16 protein-coding genes are annotated in these 18065 nt (G+C 77.6%); 8 read left to right on the top strand and 8 right to left on the bottom strand.

The features are described 5' to 3' along the window. The first annotated feature begins 4 nt into the window (after positions 1-4). Positions 5-589, top strand: a complete 585-nt coding sequence (locus tag AB8M62_RS01950) for a DivIVA domain-containing protein (protein WP_369052874.1) — start codon at positions 5-7, stop codon at positions 587-589. Between the two features lie 40 nt (positions 590-629). Here the strand turns inward: AB8M62_RS01950 and AB8M62_RS01945 are convergent, their stop codons facing one another. The 3 genes from AB8M62_RS01945 to AB8M62_RS01935 all read right to left on the bottom strand — a co-directional run bounded on the left by AB8M62_RS01945 (position 630) and on the right by AB8M62_RS01935 (position 3274). Then, positions 630-1670 carry a Gfo/Idh/MocA family protein gene (locus AB8M62_RS01945; RefSeq protein ID WP_369068479.1) on the bottom strand — a complete coding sequence of 347 codons (1041 nt, stop codon included), beginning with the start codon at positions 1668-1670 and terminating at the stop codon, positions 630-632. A 70-nt stretch (positions 1671-1740) separates the two neighbouring features. Continuing rightward, positions 1741-2142: a PPOX class F420-dependent oxidoreductase gene (locus AB8M62_RS01940; protein ID WP_369052877.1), complete on the bottom strand. Its 402-nt coding sequence runs from the start codon at positions 2140-2142 to the stop codon at positions 1741-1743. 64 nt (positions 2143-2206) lie between these two features. Then, positions 2207-3274, bottom strand: coding sequence for a trypsin-like serine peptidase (locus AB8M62_RS01935; protein ID WP_369052878.1), 1068 nt, complete (start codon positions 3272-3274; stop codon positions 2207-2209). 186 nt (positions 3275-3460) lie between these two features. Between AB8M62_RS01935 and dxr the strand changes: the two genes are divergently transcribed. From dxr to AB8M62_RS01910, 5 genes are all read left to right on the top strand, one after another. Continuing rightward, positions 3461-4702 carry a 1-deoxy-D-xylulose-5-phosphate reductoisomerase gene (gene dxr, locus AB8M62_RS01930; protein ID WP_369068478.1) on the top strand — a complete coding sequence of 414 codons (1242 nt, stop codon included), beginning with the start codon at positions 3461-3463 and terminating at the stop codon, positions 4700-4702. After that, a complete protein-coding gene (locus tag AB8M62_RS01925) occupies positions 4699-6009 on the top strand; it encodes a M50 family metallopeptidase (protein WP_369052881.1) in 1311 nt (436 codons plus the stop codon). Before dxr ends, AB8M62_RS01925 begins: the two co-directional genes overlap by 4 nt. A gap of 73 nt (positions 6010-6082) precedes the next feature. Then, positions 6083-7243: a flavodoxin-dependent (E)-4-hydroxy-3-methylbut-2-enyl-diphosphate synthase gene (gene ispG / locus AB8M62_RS01920; RefSeq protein WP_369068476.1), complete on the top strand. Its 1161-nt coding sequence runs from the start codon at positions 6083-6085 to the stop codon at positions 7241-7243. 82 nt (positions 7244-7325) lie between these two features. After that, entirely contained in the window at positions 7326-8216 is an 891-nt protein-coding gene (locus AB8M62_RS01915) for a GNAT family N-acetyltransferase (RefSeq protein ID WP_373694827.1), read from the top strand. A gap of 85 nt (positions 8217-8301) precedes the next feature. Next, a complete protein-coding gene (locus AB8M62_RS01910) occupies positions 8302-10062 on the top strand; it encodes a proline--tRNA ligase (RefSeq protein ID WP_369068475.1) in 1761 nt (586 codons plus the stop codon). Here AB8M62_RS01910 and AB8M62_RS01905 read toward each other — a convergent pair. Genes AB8M62_RS01905 through AB8M62_RS01895 form a run of 3 tightly spaced genes read right to left on the bottom strand, consistent with a single transcriptional unit; the run spans position 10040 to position 13526 of the window. Then, positions 10040-10870 carry a TspO-related membrane protein gene (locus tag AB8M62_RS01905; RefSeq protein ID WP_369052884.1) on the bottom strand — a complete coding sequence of 277 codons (831 nt, stop codon included), beginning with the start codon at positions 10868-10870 and terminating at the stop codon, positions 10040-10042. The two genes, AB8M62_RS01910 and AB8M62_RS01905, sit on opposite strands and share 23 nt — an antisense overlap. Positions 10871-10930: 60 nt before the next feature. Next, entirely contained in the window at positions 10931-12358 is a 1428-nt protein-coding gene (eat, locus tag AB8M62_RS01900) for an ethanolamine permease (protein WP_369052885.1), read from the bottom strand. 46 nt (positions 12359-12404) lie between these two features. Next, positions 12405-13526, bottom strand: a complete 1122-nt coding sequence (locus tag AB8M62_RS01895; RefSeq protein ID WP_369052886.1) for a phosphotransferase enzyme family protein — start codon at positions 13524-13526, stop codon at positions 12405-12407. A gap of 302 nt (positions 13527-13828) precedes the next feature. Between AB8M62_RS01895 and AB8M62_RS01890 the strand changes: the two genes are divergently transcribed. Together AB8M62_RS01890 and AB8M62_RS01885 are read left to right on the top strand one after the other, a co-directional pair. Then, positions 13829-15160, top strand: a complete 1332-nt coding sequence (locus AB8M62_RS01890; protein WP_369053035.1) for an aspartate aminotransferase family protein — start codon at positions 13829-13831, stop codon at positions 15158-15160. A gap of 29 nt (positions 15161-15189) precedes the next feature. Then, on the top strand, positions 15190-15960 hold the full coding sequence (locus AB8M62_RS01885; protein ID WP_369052887.1) for a GntR family transcriptional regulator: 771 nt from the start codon (positions 15190-15192) through the stop codon (positions 15958-15960). Between the two features lie 28 nt (positions 15961-15988). Here the strand turns inward: AB8M62_RS01885 and AB8M62_RS01880 are convergent, their stop codons facing one another. Next, positions 15989-16915 (bottom strand): endonuclease/exonuclease/phosphatase family protein, encoded by a 927-nt coding sequence (locus AB8M62_RS01880; RefSeq protein ID WP_369068473.1) that lies wholly within the window; start codon positions 16913-16915, stop codon positions 15989-15991. Then, positions 16912-17940, bottom strand: coding sequence for a DUF4439 domain-containing protein (locus tag AB8M62_RS01875; RefSeq protein ID WP_369052891.1), 1029 nt, complete (start codon positions 17938-17940; stop codon positions 16912-16914). The genes AB8M62_RS01880 and AB8M62_RS01875 overlap by 4 nt, the downstream gene beginning before the upstream one ends. Positions 17941-18065: the final 125 nt, after the last annotated feature.

The raw sequence follows: 18065 nt of genomic DNA, 5'->3' as shown, positions 1-18065 counted from the left end.
CCGGGTGAGCGCGACGACGCGCGCCGAGGCGCTCGCCGACCTGCTGGCCGGGCGGCCGCCCCGCGTGCCGCGCCTGCGCCGCGGCTACCGGTTGCAGGACGTCGACGCCTTCTGGGACCACGCCGCCCGCACCGCCGCGCCGGGGCGGCTGACGTCCGCGCAGGTGCGCGCGGTCGGGTTCGGCGCCCAGTTCGGCGGCTACGACACCGCCGCCACCGACGACGCCCTGGCGCGCCTGGAGGACGTCCTGGCGCTGCGCGAGCGCGACCGCGCCCTGGCCGGCGGTCACGAGCGCCGCTGGGCCGAGCGCGCCGCCGGGCTGTCGGCCGCCGTCCGCGGCCGCCTGGGCGAGCCGGCCGGGGAGCGCTTCCCCCGCGCGAGCGGGCTGCGGCGCGGCTACCGGCCCGCGGACGTGGACGCGCTGTGCGACCTGGTCGCCGAGCACCTCGACGGCGGGACGCGCCTGGCCGCCGAGGACGTGCGCGCGGCGCTGTTCCGCCCCGCCCGCGGGCGGCGCGGCTACCGCGAGGCGCCCGTGGACGCCTGGTTCGACCGGGTCGTGGAGCTGCTGGTCGCCTTCGAGCGCTGAGGGGCGCCGGCCGGTCCCGGGGGACCGGCCGGCGCCGGTCTCAACGGGGGACGACGACGTCCACGGGCCGCCCGGTGCGCGCCGACTCGGTCGCCGCCTCCATGAGCGCGACGCTGCCCAGGTTGTCCCGGCCGGTGACGTCGGGCGCCGGCCCGCCGCGCACGGCGGCGGCGAACTGCTGCAGGCCCGCGGAGCGCCCCCACACCGGCATCGGCTCCAGCGGCACGACGTCCGGCTCCCCGTCGGCCGGGTGGAGCACGACGACGTCGCCCTCGAGGGCGTCCTCGCCGCCGGAGCGGGTGGCGAAGGAGATCGAGCCGAGCTCGCCGGTGATGTTCCACTCCCCGCCCCAGGGGGTGTCGGCGCCGCGGCTGACCCAGCTGCCGCGGTAGCTGACGACGACGCCGTCGGCCATCTCGACCGTGACGACGGCGGCGGCCGGCTCGCGGTAGTTGCTGAACGGCGGGTTGGACGCGACCGCGTGCACGCGCACGGCCTCCTGGCCGGTGACCTGCCGCAGCGCGTCGAAGTGGTGGATCGCCATGTCGTGCAGCAGCGGGTGCGGGAACCGGTAGTGCCCGTACGTGTCGGCGGGGGCGTCGTTGTCCCACTTGCGGAAGTCGAGGTCGATCGCGCCGACGCGGCCCAGCGCGCCCTCGGCCAGCAGCCGGCGCACCGCCCGCGGCGCCGGGTAGGCGCGGTAGTTCTGGCTCACCTGCAGCACGAGGCCGAGCTCCTCTGCCCGGCGCACGGCGGTGGCCGCCTCCTCGGCCGTGGAGGCGAACGGCTTCTCCACCAGGACGTGCCGGCCCGCCTCGAGCGCCTGCAGCGCGAGGGGGACGTGGGTGGCGACGGGCGTGGTCAGCAGCACGCCCTCGCACTCCACGGCCGCCAGCGCGTCGGCCAGCGACGTGAAGCACACCTCGTCGGGCAGTTCGAGCGCCTCCTGCGCCGCGCGCAGGGTCGGCTCGTGCGGGTCGACCACCGCCGTGCGGCGGACCTCCCGGACCGGGGGGATCGCGTTGCGCTCCCAGTCGCCGCCCCACCCGCCCAGGCCCACGTGGACCACGGGGACCGTCACGTGCCGCACCTCCGTCTCGCGCACCGCCGCCCCGCCGTCGGGGCCCGGCCACCGTACCGACCGCCCGCGCTCACCCCCACGGCGGCACCGACCCCAGGACGCGGTCGACGGCGACGGCGATCACCACGCGCCGCGGGTTGGGCCGCGGCTCCCGGTAGCGCCCGGCGTAGCGGCGCTCGGCGTCGGCGACGTCCTCGGGCGAGTCCAGCAGCCGCGCGGGCCCCTCCAGCGCCAGCCAGCGGCGCCCGTCGACCTGCGCGAGGACGGCCCGCGAGCCGTGCGCGACGTTGCGCGCCTTGCGCGAGGGGCCGGAGGTGATGACCCGCGCGGTGGCGGTCCCCTCCTCGAAGGTGAACCCGACGGCCACCACGTGGGGGGTGCCGTCGGGGCGCAGCGTCGTCAGCGTCGCCAGGTGCCGCTCGCGCAGGAACTCCAGCGCGCCCGGCGGCAGGTCGTGCGGGTCCAGGGCCACGGGCCGACCGTACGCGCGGCCCGCGCCCGCCGGGGGAGCGGGGCGCGGGCGCGGGTCGCGGGGCTCAGGGGCGGGCGGCGGCCGCCTCGTCGAAGGCCGCGCGCGCCTCGGCGCCCAGCCGCGGCCCGTACAGGACCGTCGGGTCGTCCTCGTAGGCGAAGGAGGTCACCGAGGTGACGGTGCCCTCGCCGGTGGCGGGGTCGAACCGGGACAGCCACGGGCCGCCGCTGGCGCCGCCGCCGAGGGTGCAGTTCGTCGCGCCGTCGGTGGAGCCGCGCAGGTCGGCGAAGCGCAGGCCGCGGCAGAACTGCAGGGTCCGCCCGTCGCTGGTGCCCGAGGCGGCCGGGTAGCCGAAGACGGTCACCCCGTCCAGCGGCGCGTCGAAGCCGACGGGGAACGCCCCGACGGTCGCGGTCAGGGTGCGGCCGGCGCGGGGGCCGACGACCGCGAAGCCGACGTCGAAGTTCAGCCCCGGCGGGACGCTCTGGTCCTGCGAGGCCCAGGAGGCGGTGGTGAAGGTGCTGCGGGCGGGCCAGCGCCCGTACGGCTCGGCGCCGCCGCGCAGGCCCGGGACGAAGACGACGTTCTCCGAGGGGCTGCCCCCGGAGGTGACGCAGTGCCCGGCGGTCATGACGACGCTCTCGTTGGCCGCGCGCACGCTGGTGCCGGAGCACACGAAGTCCTCACCGGAGCGGGTGAAGTACAGCCGGCCGACCCGCTGGGCGACCGCCCCGCCCGAGGTCCAGGCGGTGGCGCGGGTGACGGGGGCCGCGGCGGCCTGCGCGAGCGGCCGCCCGCGGCGCGGGACCGCCGCGTCCGCGGCGGCGGGGGTCGCGTCGGCCAGCGGTCGCGGCGCCGCCTGCGCGGGCCCGCCGGCCGGCGCCGGCGGCTGAAGGTCGGCGACGGCCGCGGGCGCGGGGTCGGCGGGGCGGGCGGCGGCCATCCGCTCGGGCGTCCAGTACTCCGCCGCGGCCTCCTGCCCGGCCTCGCCGGTGGTGGCGAGGAGCGTCGCCGTCGCGGGCGCTGCGGGTGCTGCGGCGGCCGGTGCCACCGGCAGCAGGGCCAGGCCCGCGGCGAGCGAGAGGGGCGCCGCCAGGCCGGCGGTGCGGCGGCGCGGGGCGTTCTCGGGCATGGGCGGCACGTCCTTCCGGTGGGCTCCGGGCCACAGTCTGGCGGACGTCCGGCCCTCCCCGTGCCGCGCCGGGACCGCACCGGCGCCTCGGCGGGAGCGCGGCGGGACCGCGGCGGGACCGCGGCGGCGTCGTGGCGGGACGCGGGGCGGGCCGCGCGGGCGCGGACGGGCTGTGAGGATGGGCCGGTGAGCGACGCGCCGCACCCCGCCCCCGCCGTCAGCACCCCGGGCACCCCCGCAGCTGCGGCCGGTGGCCCCCGCGAGGTGGTCCTGCTGGGCAGCACCGGGTCGATCGGCACGCAGGCGCTGGAGGTGGTGGCCGCCGCCCCGGAGCGCTTCCGCGTGGTGGCCCTGGCCGCCGGCGGCGCGGACACGGGCCTGCTGGCCCGCCAGGCCCTCGAGCACCGGGTGCGCGCGGTCGCCGTGGCCCGCGAGGAGGCCCGCGGGCCGCTGCGGGAGGCGCTGCGCGCGCTGGCCGGGCCGGGGGAGCCGCTGCCGGAGGTCCTGGCCGGCCCGGAGGCCGCCACCGAGCTGGCCGCGCACCCGTGCGACGTCGTCCTCAACGGCACGACCGGCTCGGTGGGCCTGGGCCCGACCCTGGCGGCGCTGCGCGCCGGGCGGGTGCTGGCGCTGGCCAACAAGGAGTCCCTCGTGGCCGGCGGCCCGCTGGTCACGAGCGCCGCCGCGCCCGGGCAGGTGGTGCCGGTGGACTCCGAGCACTCGGCGCTGGCGCAGTGCCTGCGCGGCGGCTCGGCCGGCGAGGTCGCCCGGCTCGTCCTGACCGCCTCCGGCGGGCCGTTCCGCGGCCGCCGCCGCGAGGAGCTGACCGCGGTGACGCCCCAGCAGGCCCTGGCGCACCCCACCTGGTCGATGGGGCCGGTCGTCACGACGAACTCGGCGACCCTGGTCAACAAGGGCCTGGAGGTCATCGAGGCGCACCTGCTGTTCGGCGTCGGCTACGACCGCCTCGACGTCGTCGTGCACCCGCAGTCGGTCGTGCACTCGATGGTGGAGTTCACCGACGGCTCGACCCTGGCGCAGTGCTCCCCGCCGGACATGAAGCTGCCCATCGCGCTGGGCCTGGGCTGGCCCGAGCGCGTGCCGGGCGCCGCGGCGGCCGTGGACTGGACGCGCGCGGCCACCTGGGAGTTCGAGCCGCTGGACGCCGAGGCGTTCCCCGCCGTCGACCTGGCCCGGGAGGCCGGCCGGCGCGGCGGGACGGTGCCGGCCGTCCTCAACGCCGCCAACGAGGAGTGCGTGGCCGCCTTCCACGCCGGCGCCCTGCCGTTCCTCGGCATCGTCGACACCGTCGCGCGCGTGGTGGGCGAGCACGAGCCCGGCGGCGGACCGCGCGACGTGGCGGACGTGCTCGCGGCGGAGGAGTGGGCCCGCGCCCGCGCCCGCGAGCTGACGGGGGCGCTCGCGTGAGCGGCGCCCCGCTCGTCGTCGTCGGCGTGCTCGTGGCCGCGCTCGGGGTGGCCGTCTCGATCGCGCTGCACGAGGTGGGGCACCTGGTGCCCGCCAAGCGGTTCGGCGTGAAGGTGACGCAGTACATGGTCGGCTTCGGCCCGACGCTGTTCTCGCGCCGGCGCGGGGAGACCGAGTACGGCGTCAAGGCGATCCCGCTCGGCGGCTACATCCGCATGATCGGCATGTTCCCGCCCGCGCCGGGCGCCGACCCGCACCGGCTGCGCGCCTCCAGCACCGGCCGCTGGGCCCTCATGGCCGAGGAGGCCCGCCGGGCCAGCTTCGTGGAGATCGGCCCGGGGGAGGAGCGGCGCACCTTCTACCGGCTGCCGGTGTGGAAGCGGATCGTCGTCATGGCCGGCGGGCCGCTGATGAACCTGCTGCTGGCGCTGGTCCTGACGGCGCTGGCGCTGTCGGCCATCGGCACGCCGCAGACCACGACGCGCGTGGCCGCGGTCAGCCAGTGCCTGCAGACGGTCACCGACGCCTCGGGGGAGTGCGCGGCCGACGACCCGCTCGCGCCCGGCGCGGCCGCCGGGGTCCTGCCCGGCGACGAGGTCGTGGAGTTCGACGGCGTCGCGGTCACCTCGTGGGCGCAGCTGTCCGGGCTCATCCAGGTCGGCGCCGGGCGCGAGGTGCCGCTGGTGGTCGAGCGCGACGGGCAGCGGGTGCCGCTGCGGGTGACGCCGGTGCTGACCTCGCGCGCGGCCCCCGGCGGCGGGACGGAGCAGGTGGGGATGCTGGGCATCACCAGCCAGCTCGCCGTCGCGCGCCTGCCCGTCGCGGAGGTCCCCGGCCTGGTCGCCGACCAGGTCGAGGCCGTCGCCGGGATCGTGGTGCGCCTGCCGCAGCGCCTGTACGACGTCGCGCAGGCCGCCTTCGGCAGCGCCGAGCGGGACCCGGACGGCCCGATCGGGGTCGTCGGGGTGGGCCGCATCGCGGGTGAGCTGAACGCCCTGCCCGCGGTCATCCCCGGCGACGAGCTGGCCGAGCGCACCTCGCGGCTGCTGACGCTGCTGGCCGGGCTGAACGTGGCGCTGTTCGTCTTCAACCTCGTGCCGCTGCTGCCCTTCGACGGCGGGCACATCGCCGGCGCGCTGTGGGAGGCCCTCAAGCGCGGCGTGGCGCGCCTGCGCCGGAAGCCCGACCCGGGGCCGGTGGACGTGGCCAAGGCGATGCCCGTGGCCTACGCCGTCTCGGTGCTGCTCATCGGGATGTCGGCGCTGCTGCTGTACGCGGACGTGGTGCGGCCCGTGCAGATCGGGTGAGGGCCGCGGCGGGCGGCGCAGCGCGCGCGGCGGCGTGTCGTGGCGGCGCCCGCCCGGTGCGATGCTTGACCCCGTGAGCGTCAGCCTCGGACTCCCCGCCCTCCCGCCGCCCGTCCTCGCACCCCGCCGCAAGACCCGCAAGATCAAGGTGGGGACCGTCGAGGTCGGCGGCGACGCCCCGATCTCGGTGCAGTCGATGACGACGACGCCGACGACGGACATCAACGCCACCCTGCAGCAGATCGCGGAGCTGACCGCGACGGGCTGCGACATCGTGCGCGTGGCGTGCCCCAGCGCCGACGACGCCGAGGCGCTGCCGATCATCGCGCGGAAGTCGCAGATCCCCGTCATCGCGGACATCCACTTCCAGCCCAAGTACGTCTTCGCCGCGATCGAGGCCGGCTGCGCGGCCGTGCGCGTGAACCCGGGCAACATCCGCAAGTTCGACGACCAGGTCAAGGAGATCGCCCAGGCCGCCAAGGACGCCGGCGTCTCGATCCGGATCGGCGTCAACGCCGGGTCCCTGGACCCGCGGATCATGGCCAAGCACGGCAAGGCCACCCCCGAGGCCCTGGTGGAGTCCGCGGTGTGGGAGGCCTCGCTGTTCGAGGAGCACGACTTCCACGACTTCAAGATCTCCGTCAAGCACAACGACCCCGTCGTCATGGTGCGCGCCTACGAGCTGCTGTCCGAGCGCGGCGACTGGCCGCTGCACCTGGGCGTCACCGAGGCCGGTCCGGCCTTCCAGGGCACCATCAAGTCCGCGACCGCCTTCGGCGCGCTGCTGAGCAAGGGCATCGGCGACACGATCCGCGTCTCCCTGTCGGCGCCGCCGGCGGAGGAGGTCAAGGTCGGCATCCAGATCCTGCAGTCGCTGAACCTGCGCCCGCGCAAGCTGGAGATCGTCTCCTGCCCCTCCTGCGGGCGCGCGCAGGTGGACGTCTACTCGCTGGCCGACGCGGTCACCGAGGGCCTGGAGGGCATGACCGTGCCCCTGCGCGTGGCCGTCATGGGCTGCGTCGTCAACGGCCCCGGCGAGGCCCGCGAGGCCGACCTGGGCGTGGCCTCCGGCAACGGCAAGGGGCAGATCTTCGTCAAGGGCGAGGTCATCAAGACCGTCCCCGAGCACGCGATCGTCGAGACGCTCATCGAGGAGGCCAACCGCCTGGCCGCCGAGATGGGCGAGCCGGACGACGAGAGCGCGGCCGGCGCCCCCAGCGTCACCGTCGGCTGAGCGGCTCGCCCGCGGTGAGCGGGGCGCGCCGCGCCGGGCGGCTCGCCTCGACGGCCGCCCCGCGAGGGGACAGGATGCCCGGGTGCCCCTGACGCCGTCCGCGCCGACCTCCCGCGGAGCCCTGCCGGGGCAGCTGCGCGTCCTCACCGGCGCCGACGCCCCGGCCCTGCTGCGCCTGTGCGACCGGGACCCGGTGGGCAACCTGTTCGTCTCCGCGCGCCTGCTGGGCCTGGTCGCCCGGCCCGGCACCGACCTCGGCGGGCAGGTGTGGGGCTGGTTCGAGGACGGCGTCCTCGTCTCGGCGTGCTGGGCCGGCGCCAACCTCGTGCCGGTGGAGGCCACGCCCGCCGCGCTGGACGCCTTCGCGGCGCACGCGCGCGAGCAGGGCCGGCGCTGCTCCTCGCTGGTCGGCCCGGCCGAGGCGGTCCTCGGCCTGTGGGAGCGTCTGCGCCCGCACTGGCGGGGGGTGCGCGAGGTGCGCGCCCGCCAGCCGCTGATGGTGTGCGACACCGAGCCGTCGGTGGAGCCGGACCCGGCGGTGCGCCGTTCGACGCTGCGCGAGCTGGACCTCGTCGTCCCGGCGTGCGTAGCCATGTTCACCGAGGAGATCGGCTACGCGCCCGCCCCGCCCGACGGCGGCGGCGCCTACCGCGCCCGCGTCGCCGAGCTGGTCTCCACCGGCCGCTCGTTCGTGCGCGTCGACCCCGGCCCCTCGGGACCGGAGGTCGTCTTCAAGGCCGAGCTGGGGGCCGTGGCGCCCAAGACCGTGCAGGTGCAGGGCGTGTGGGTGCCCCCGCACCGGCGCGGTGAGGGCCTGGCCGCGCCCGGCATGGCCGCCGTCGTGCGGGCCGCCCGCGCCGACGGCGTCGAGCAGGTCTCCCTGTACGTCAACGACTACAACACCCGCGCGCTGGCGGCCTACCGGCGCGTCGGGTTCCGCGAGGTCGGCACGTACGCGACCGTCCTGTTCTGAGGCGCGCGGCCCGGGTGCGGTTCGGGAACGCCGGCGCGGGGGAAGTGCCGCGACCGGCCCGCGGGGGCGCCGTTAGGCTCCCGGGGTGCTCATGCGGATGTCGACGCTGTTCCTGCGGACCCTGCGGGAGGACCCGGTCGAGGCCGAGGTCGCCAGCCACAAGCTCCTGGTGCGGGCCGGGTACGTGCGCCGCGCCGCGCCCGGCATCTACACCTGGCTGCCGCTGGGGCTGAAGGTCCTGCGCCGGGTCGAGCGGGTCGTGCGCGAGGAGATGGACGCCGCCGGCTTCCAGGAGGTCCACTTCCCGGCGCTGCTGCCGCGCGAGCCCTACGAGGCGACGGGCCGCTGGACCGAGTACGGCGACGGCATGTTCCGCCTGAAGGACCGCAAGGGCGCCGACTACCTCCTCGCCCCCACGCACGAGGAGATGTTCACGCTGCTGGTCAAGGACCTGTACTCCTCGTACAAGGACCTGCCGCTGTCGATCTACCAGATCCAGACGAAGTACCGCGACGAGGCCCGCCCGCGCGCCGGCGTGCTGCGCGGGCGCGAGTTCGTCATGAAGGACTCCTACAGCTTCGACGTCGACGACGCGGGCCTGGAGGTGTCGTACGAGAAGCACCGCGAGGCGTACGTGCGCGTCTTCACGCGCCTGGGCCTGGAGTTCGTGGTGGTCTCGGCCGTCTCGGGGGCGATGGGCGGCTCGCGCAGCGAGGAGTTCCTGCACCCGTCGCCGATCGGGGAGGACACCTTCGTCCGCTCCCCGGGCGGGTACGCGGCCAACGTGGAGGCCGTCACCACGCCGGTGCCGCCGTCGCTGCCGTGGGACGACGCGCCCGCCGCGCACGTGGAGGACACCCCGGACACCCCGACGATCGAGACGCTGGTGGCCGCGGCCAACGCCTCCCACCCGCGCCCGGACCGCCCGTGGACGGCCGCGGACACCCTGAAGAACGTCCTGGTCGTCCTGCACCACCCGGACGGCGCGCGCGAGCCGCTGGCCGTGGGCGTGCCCGGCGACCGCGAGGTGGACGCCAAGCGGCTGGAGGCGTCGCTGGCGCCCGCCGAGGTGGAGGCGTTCGGGCCGGAGGACTTCGCCGCGCACCCGTCGCTGGTCAAGGGCTACATCGGTCCCGGCGTCCTGGGCGCCGAGCGCGCCTCGGGGATCCGCTACCTGCTGGACCCGCGGGTCGTGCCCGGCACCCGGTGGATCACGGGCGCGGACGCGGAGGGCAAGCACGTCTTCGACCTCGTCGCCGGCCGCGACTTCACCGGCGACGGCGTCGTGGAGGCCGCCGAGGTGCGCGCCGGCGACCCGGCGCCGGACGGGTCCGGGCCGCTGGAGCTGGCGCGCGGCATCGAGATCGGGCACATCTTCGCCCTGGGCCGCCGCTACGCGCAGGCGCTGGACCTGAAGGTCCTCGACGAGAACGGCAAGCAGGTCGTGGTGACGATGGGGTCCTACGGCATCGGGGTCACGCGCGCGCTGGCCGCTGTCGCCGAGGGCAACCACGACGAGCGCGGCCTGGTGTGGCCGCGCGAGCTCGCCCCGGCCGACGTGCACGTCGTGGCCACCGGCAAGGACCCGCAGGTGTTCGCCACGGCCGAGCGGATCGCCGGCGAGCTGGAGGCCTCGGGCGTGGAGGTGCTGCTGGACGACCGGCCGAAGGTGTCGCCGGGCGTGAAGTTCAAGGACGCCGAGCTCATCGGGGTCCCGACGCTCCTCGTCGTCGGCAAGGGCCTGGCCGAGGGGGTCGTGGAGCTGCGCGACCGCCGCAGCGGCGAGGCCGAGCAGGTCCCGCTGGCCGACGCCGTGGCGCGGGTCAGCGCCGCGGTGCGCGGCTGAGGGAGCGCGAGCGCAGCCGCTCGGCCACGGTGGCCGCCGCCACGACGACGGCGGCCACCGCGGCGGCGACGGCCGCGGTGGTGGAGGCCGACTCCCCGTCGCCCGACCGGCCGACGGCCACCCACACCAGCCCCCAGGTCAGCCCGGCGCCGTAGGCGAGGCGCCCGCCGCCCAGGCGCGCGACGACGACGCCGACGAGCGCGGCGACGGCGAGGACGGCGACCGCCCAGGCGGGTTCGGCGCTCGTCAACCCCGCCTGCTTGAGGGCCGCGGCGGTGTTGGCGACGGTCGCGATGCTCACCCACCCCAGGTACAGCCCGATCGTGCCGTCGAGGACGAGCGCCTCGACGCGGCTGGCGGGCCGCGAGCGCACCAGCCGCCCGAAGGCGACGACGAGCACCACCAGCAGGGCGGCGATGACGACGACGGACGCCGACACCTGCCCGGCCTGCACGGTGAGGATCCACGCGGCGTTCAGCAGCAGCGAGGCCGCCACCCACCACCCGGTGCGCCGCTGGCGGGCGTCCTCGCGCCGGCCGGGCAGCAGCTGGTGGACGGCCAGCGCGACGAGCCCGGTGTAGACCACCGACCAGATCGCGAACGCCGGCCCGGCCGGCGCCACGAGCGTCGCGGTCGCCGAGAGCGCCCCGCCGCCGGCCTCGGCGATCGGCGTCCCCCCCAGCGCGCCCGAGCCCACGACGGCGCCCACGACGGCCACGAGGGCGCTGACGGCGACGACGGCCTGGCGGGCCACGTCCCGCGGACGGGCGTCGCCGGTGCGGGCGGTGGGGGCGGGGGCCGTGGTCATGCCCCGATGGTCACCGCGGCCGGGGCCGTCCGCACCCGGGGCCCGGCACCGGGGAGGGGATCAGCGCAGCTCCTCCTCCGCGGCGGCCAGCAGGGCGAACTCCTCCTCCGGCGCGGTGGCCACGAGGTGGTGGCGCGAGTGCAGGAGGAAGTACGCCAGCCCGGCCGCGAAGATGAGCGCGGTGACGACGGCCGCGCGCACGTCGACGACGAACGTGGCGGCCAGCGCCACGCACGACAGCACCAGCGCGACACCGGTGGTGACGACCCCGCCGGGCGTGCGGTACGGGCGCTCCATCCCGGGTTCGCGCACCCGCAGCACGATGTGGGACAGGTTCAGCAGCACGTAGGAGACCGCGGCGCCGAAGACGGCCACGTTGATGAGGACGTCCCCGTCCTCCACGACGGCGGCGAGCGCGAACCCGACGGCACCGGGGACCAGGAGCGCCCACGTCGGCGTGCCCCGCGGCGACGTGCGCGACAGCCACGTGGGCAGGTAGCCGGCGCGGGAGAGGGCGAACAGCTGGCGGGAGTAGGCGTACACGATGGAGAAGAAGCTGGCCACGAGCCCGGCCAGCCCCACGTAGTTCACGACGACGGCCAGCCGGTCGCTACCGACGGCGCGCAGGGCGTCCGGCAGGGGGCTGGCGGAGGCGCCCACGAGCTGCGCCCCCGCTCCGCCGGGCGCCAGGACGAGGACGGTCAGGCCCGTGACGACGAGCACGGCCATGGCGCCGATGATGCCGCGCGGCATGTCGCGGGCGGGGTCGCGGGACTCCTCGGCCGCCAGCGGCACGCCCTCCACGGCCAGGAAGAACCAGATGGCGAACACGAGGGCGCCCACGACGCCGGCGTACCCGAACGGCAGGAACGCGCTCGCACCGGCGGCGTCGCTCACGGGGACGTCCAGCAGGTTCGCGACGTCGAAGTGGGGGAGCATCCCGACGGCGAACAGCACCAGCGCCAGCACGGCGAGCGCGGTGATGGCCAGCATCACCTTCAGCGCCTCCCCGACGCCGACGAGGTGCAGGCCGACGAACACCGCGAAGCAGGCCAGGTACACCGGCCAGCCGCTGGTGGTGCCGAACAGGCCCAGGCTCTCCACGTACCCGCCGATGAACACGGCGATGGCGGCCGGGGCGATGGCGTACTCGACGAGGATGGCCAGCCCGGTCGCGTACCCGCCGAGGCGGCCCAGCGCCCGGCGGGCGAACCCGTAGCCGGCGCCGGCGGTGGGCAGGGCCGCGGACATCTCCGCGAGCCCGAGCACCATGCAGGAGTACATGAGGCCCATGGCGACGAAGGCGACCGCCAGGCCGCCCCAGCCGCCGGTGGCCAGGCCGAGGTTCCAGCCGGAGAAGTCGCCGGAGATGACGAAGGAGACGCCGAGCCCGGCCAGGAGGAACGAGCCGGCGGCGCCGCGGCGCAGCGCGCGCCGGGCGAAGTAGTCGTCGTCGCGCGCTGCGCTGCGGGTGGTGGGTGCGGTCACAGGGGTCCTGCCTCTCGCGGGGTGGGGTGGGGGAGGGGGCGGCGCGTCAGTCGAACAACCAGGTGCGCCGCGCCAGGTAGCGCTCGGCGACGGCGAGGGTCCCGGGCACCTGCGCGTCCCAGACGGCGGCGGGCAGCGCGTCGGCGCGGTGGGTGGTGGTCCAGCCGAGCATCTGCAGCCGCCGGACGGTGCTGAGCGCTGCGGCCGTGCGCAGCGCCTCGCCGGGCAGGTCGCGCACGGTGCGGTACCCCTCGACCCAGGACCGGGCGAGCTCGGGGGCGTGCGGCTCGTGCTCGATGAACGACAGGGCGGCGGCGAAGTCCCACAGCAGCCAGGTGGTGCCGCAGTCGTCGAAGTCGATGACGGTCAGGTCGTCGCCGTCGACGAGGACGTTGGAGGGGCGCAGGTCGGCGTGCACGAGGCCCCAGCCGGGTCCGCCGGTGGGCAGGCCGGCGAGGTCGTCGCGGGCGGCGGCCTCGGCCCGTTCCAGCAGGGCCCGCTCGGCGGGGGCCAGAGCGGCGCCCCGCCAGTCGCCCCACCGGCTGGCGGCGCCCAGCGCGTCGGTCAGCCGCCAGGAGAACCGGGAGGCCCCGGCCGGCAGCGACCACCGCGCCACGTGCTCGTGCAGGTGGGCGGTCGTGGCGCCGATCCGGCCGTACCAGGGGCGCGGGTCGGCGACGTCCTCCAGGACGTCGCCGCGCACGTGCCCGAACGCCACGACGTACCAGCGGGTCCCGGCGGCGTCGAGCGCGGCGACGAGGTCGCCGTCGCGGGTCGGCACGACGTCGGGGACGCGCACGTCGGTGTCGCGGCGCAGCGCCCGCACCCAGCGCAGCTCGGCGACGATCTGCCCGGGGTCGGCGACGTACCCGGGGCGGTGGACGCGCAGGACGCTGACGGGTTCCCCGGCCGCGCGCACGAGGAACGTGGCGTTCTCGGAGACGGCGATGAGCGTCAGCGTCGTCGTCGCGGGGTCCAGGCCCCACGCGCGCAGGACGGGGCCGGCCAGCCAGTCCGGCGCGGCGTCGCCGCGGCGCAGCGCGTCGAACGCCGCCAGGGGCGCGGGGTGCGCCGGGGGAGGCGCGGCAGGGGACGCGGCGGGGGACGCGGCGGGTGGCGCCGCGGGGGTCGCGGGGTTCCTGGCGCTGTCGAGGGCGGTGCTGGTCACGGGGTTCCTCCTCGGGGTGCGAGGAGGGTCGGGCCCGCGGTGAGCATGGCACGCCCGGTGGCCGCCGGGGAGCCTCCGGCGCGCGAAACCAACCGTTCACGCGGCGCGCGCAACCGCAACACGGGCGAAACGCGGGGCGCTCGGCGGACGGGCGGCGGGCGGGAACGATGGCGCTGACCGCCGCTCGAGAGGGTCGGGCCCCGCTGCGACGGCCGGTCGCAGCTCCCGCGCACCCGTGCCCCGCACGACCGACCGGCGCCCCGCGCCACCGTGGAGGACCCCTCGTGAGCCGCTCGACCATCATGGACGGCAACAGCTTCCGCGCCGAGCACGCCGACGGCCTGGACGCGACCACGCGCGCGCTGACCGAGCGGCGCGACGCCGTGCTCGGCGGTTCCTACCGGCTGTTCTACCGCCGGCCGGTGCACCTGGTGCACGGGCGCGGGCAGTACCTGTGGGACGCCGACGGCCGCCGCTACCTGGACGTCTACAACAACGTCGCCAGCCTGGGCCACTGCCACCCGGCGGTCGTGGAGGCCGTGCACCGGCAGATGCAGGAGCTGAACACCCACACCCGCTACCTGCACCGGCGGATCCTCGACTACACCGACGACCTGCTCGCCACGATGCCGCCGGAACTGGGTCCCGGCCGGGCCCGCGCCATGTACATGTGCACCGGGTCGGAGGCCAACGACCTGGCGCTGCGCGTGGCCCGGGCCGTCACCGGCGGCGAGGGGTTCATCGCGACCACCGAGGCCTACCACGGCACCAGCGAGCTGACGTCCGGCGTGTCCCCGGCGCTGGGCTCGGGCCAGCCGATCGCGCCGACGGCGCGGCTGGTCCCGGCGCCGGACGCCTACCGCACGGGTGCCGCCGACGTCGGCGCGTGGTTCGCGGACCGCGTGCGCGCCGCGATCGCCGACATGGAGAGCAGCGGCACGCGCTTCGCCGGCCTCGTCGCCGACTCGATCTTCTCCTCCGACGGGGTGCTGCCCGGTCCCGCCGGGTACCTGGCCGAGGCCGTCGACGTCGTCCACCGCGCCGGGGGCGTGTTCATCGCCGACGAGGTGCAGCCGGGTTTCGCCCGCACCGGCGAGGAGTTCTGGGGGTTCGCCCGGCACGGCGTCGTCCCCGACGTCGTCACCCTGGGCAAGCCGATGGGCAACGGGGTCCCGGTCTCCGGGCTGGTGGCCCGCGAGGAGGTCCTCGCCGCCTTCAGCGACCGCGTCCCCTACTTCAACACCTTCGGCGGCAACCCCGTCTCGATGGCCGCGGCGCAGGCGGTCCTGACGACGATCCGCGCCGAGGGGCTGCAGGAGCACAGCCTCGTCGTGGGCTCGCTGCTGCTGGCGGAGCTGCGCGTCCTGGCCCAGCGGCACGAGTGCGTCGGCGACGTGCGCGGCGCGGGCCTGTTCACCGGGCTGGAGCTGGTGCGCGACCGCGGCACCCGCGAACCCGACGGGCCGCTGGCCCTGGAGGTGCTGGAGGAGCTGCGCGAGCGCGGCGTCCTGACCTCCGTGGCCGGCCCGCACGGCAACGTCCTCAAGCTGCGCCCGCCGCTGGCGTTCGCCCGCGAGGACGTGGGCACGCTGGTCACCGCCCTGGACGACTCGCTCACGGCGCTGGGGCGGTGAGCGGCTGCCGGCGGGTAGGTTCCGCCGGCGTGACCGAGCGCCCCGCGCCGCCCGAGGACGCCGCCGCCCTGGTGCGGCTGCGGCTGCTGCGCCTGCTGGGCGACGAGCGGTTCCACCCCGGCGAGCTCGTCGGGTCCGAGCGGGCGCTGGCCGAGCGCTTCGGGGTGAGCCGCTCCCTGCTGCGCCAGGCCGTCGACCGGCTGGAGGACGAGGGGCGGGTGCGGCGGGCCACCGGCCGCACGGGCGGGGTCTTCGCCCACGACGGGAAGGTGCAGCGGCACCTGAACACGACCATGGGCGTGCCGGAGATGGTGCGCCGGCAGGGGATGCGCGTGGCGACGACGGTGCTGCGGGCCGAGCTGGGCGTCCCCGGTCCCGACGAGCGGCGGGCCCTGCGGCTGGGCGAGGGCGAGCAGGTCGTCCGCGTCGTGCGCCTGCGCCGCGTCGACGACGTGCCGTGGTCGCTGGACCGCTCGGTGCTGCCGGCCCGCCGCTACCCCGGGCTCCTGCAGCACGACCTCACCGAGTCGCTGTACGCGACGCTGACCGCCCGCTACGGCCTGGAGCTGGACCGCGCCGACGAGACCGTCGAGGCCGTCCCCGCCACCGCGGAGCAGGCCCGGCTGCTGCAGGTGCCGGCGGGGGCGGCGCTGCTGGCGATCCGCCGCACCGCGCACGACGTGGACGGCGCGGCCGTCGAGCACGCCCTCGACTTCTTCCGCGCCGACCGCACGCGCGTGCACCTGCAGAAGCTGGGGGCCAACTGGAAGCGCGTCGCCCGCCGCGAGCGCGGTGGCTGAACGCCGGCGACCGCCTCGGTGCCCGGGGTCAGGCCCGCAGGTCCACGACGACCGCCGCGTGGTCGGAGGGCCACACCCCGTCCTCCGGCTCGGTGCCCGCCAGCCGGGCGCCCAGCACCGCGCCCTCGCCGGTGAACGGCATCAGGCCGACGAGGACGTAGTCGATGCGGGCGCTGGGCTGGTGCACGCGCGCCACCCACGGGTTGCGCCGGTCCCACGACAGGCCCGGGTCGCCGGGCTCGGCGAAGCGCCAGGAGTCCAGCAGCACGAAGCCCTCCACGGGCCCGGCCGTCTGGTACCCGCACGCCAGGCGCACCTCGTCGGACTCGGGCACGGCGTTGAAGTCGCCGGTGAGGACCGGCGGGTACCAGGAGCGGTCGCGGCGCTCGGCGACGAAGCGCACGAGGGCGCGCACCTGCTCGCAGCGCACGGCCGACTCGGCGGGGGAGGAGTTCAGGTGGGTCGTGGTCACCGGCAGCAGCCGCCCCGGCGCCTCGACGAGCACCTGCAGGGCGGTGCGGCCCTCCGGCTCGCCGCCCCCGGTGGGCAGGTCGGCGACGCGCGTCTCGCGCAGCGGCCAGCGCGAGAGCACGGCGTTGCCGAACTCGACGCCGGCGGGGTCCTCGGCGTCCTCGCCGGTCCAGGCCAGGCGCCGCTGCCAGCGCTGCGGGGCGGGCGAGGGCGACCAGGCCGCGCTCATGCCCAGCCGCTCGGCCAGCTGCTCGGCGAGGTTCTCCTCCGCGGTGGCCCACACCTCCTGCAGGCACACGACGTCGGGGCGCTCGCGCTCCAGGACGGCCAGCAGCGCGTCGCGGCGGGCGCGCCAGTCGCCGAAGCGCCACCACACGTTCCACGTCAGCACGCGGACCGTCCCCGCGTCCCGGCCGTCCCCGCCGTCCCCGCCGTCCCCGTCGGTGCGGCCGCCCGGCCCGGTCCCGCTCGCGCTGCTCGTCATGGCGAGGGCGAGTCTCCCAGCCCGGGCAGCGCGGGCACCGGCGCCCCCCACGAGGCGGCGTCGCGGGCGGCGGCCAGGCAGCCCGCGGCCGCCAGCGCCCGCTCGGCGCGGGTGGCGGCCACCCCGGCGGACCAGACGTCGACGAGGGCCAGCTCGACGCGCCGGGCCAGGTCGCGGGCGGCGGCCACGTCCCCGGGGGCGGGCGCGGTCAGGTCGTACGCGGGCGCGGCCGCCACGGGCTCGGTCCCGCGGGCGCGCAGCAGCCCGGCCAGCGCGTCGCGCACGACGCGGTGGGCGTCCGCCGCGGCCAGGGCCGCCCGGTGGACGCCCTCGTCCACCGCGGGCAGCACCCGGCCGGCGACGAGGCCGTGGGCGTGGACGGCGGCGTGGGCGCCCGCGAGCGCGTCCTGCAGCGCGCCGGCCGGGGCGCCGCCGTCCGCGGCGGGCGTCCCCGTCAGCGCGGCGGCCTCCGCGGCGACCGCGCGGGCCGACTCGCCGGGGCCGGCGGGAGCGGGAGGCTCCAGGGGGGCGCCGAGCGCCGCCGCCAGGCGCTCGGCGTGCAGGCGCCGGGAGACCGCCACCGCGGCGAGCAGCCGCGCCGCGCCGCCCGACAGGGGTGCGAGGACCGCGGGGACGTCGGCGGTGGCGGCGGTGAGGACCTCCAGCACCCGGGCGGGGTCGCCCGGAGCCCCCGGCCCGGTGGTCGGCCCGGTGCCGTCGTCGCCCAGCGCGCGCAGGTGCTCCCCCGCGGCCGCGGCGACGTCCGCCAGGACCGCGCGCACCTCCTCGCCCGCGGCGGGGTCGGCGGGCGCGGCGGCCAGCGCGCGGGCCTGGGCCACCGCGGTGTCGCGCGCGTCGTCGTCCGGGCCCCGCGCGGGGGTGGGCGTGGGCTCGGGCCCGCTGACCCACCGCACGCCGCAGCCGCCCAGCAGGACGGCGCCGGCCGCCAGGCCCGCGCTCAGGAGCGCCCGCCGGCCGGGGTCCGGCGGCGCCCCACCGCCGGCGGGGGGACGGGGGGCGCGCACGGCGGGCATCGTGCCACGCGCCTCCCGCGCGCCCGGTCCGCGCCCGGCCCGCGCCCGGTCCGCGCTCGCCCGCTGCCCCGCGTCCCGCCCGGCGCTCGCGGGCGGGCGGGGGTCGCCGCGGCGGC

Source organism: Kineococcus terrestris (genome assembly GCF_041020755.1).
Taxonomy (GTDB): domain Bacteria; phylum Actinomycetota; class Actinomycetes; order Actinomycetales; family Kineococcaceae; genus Kineococcus; species Kineococcus terrestris.
This window is presented reverse-complemented; position numbering and strand designations above follow the sequence as displayed.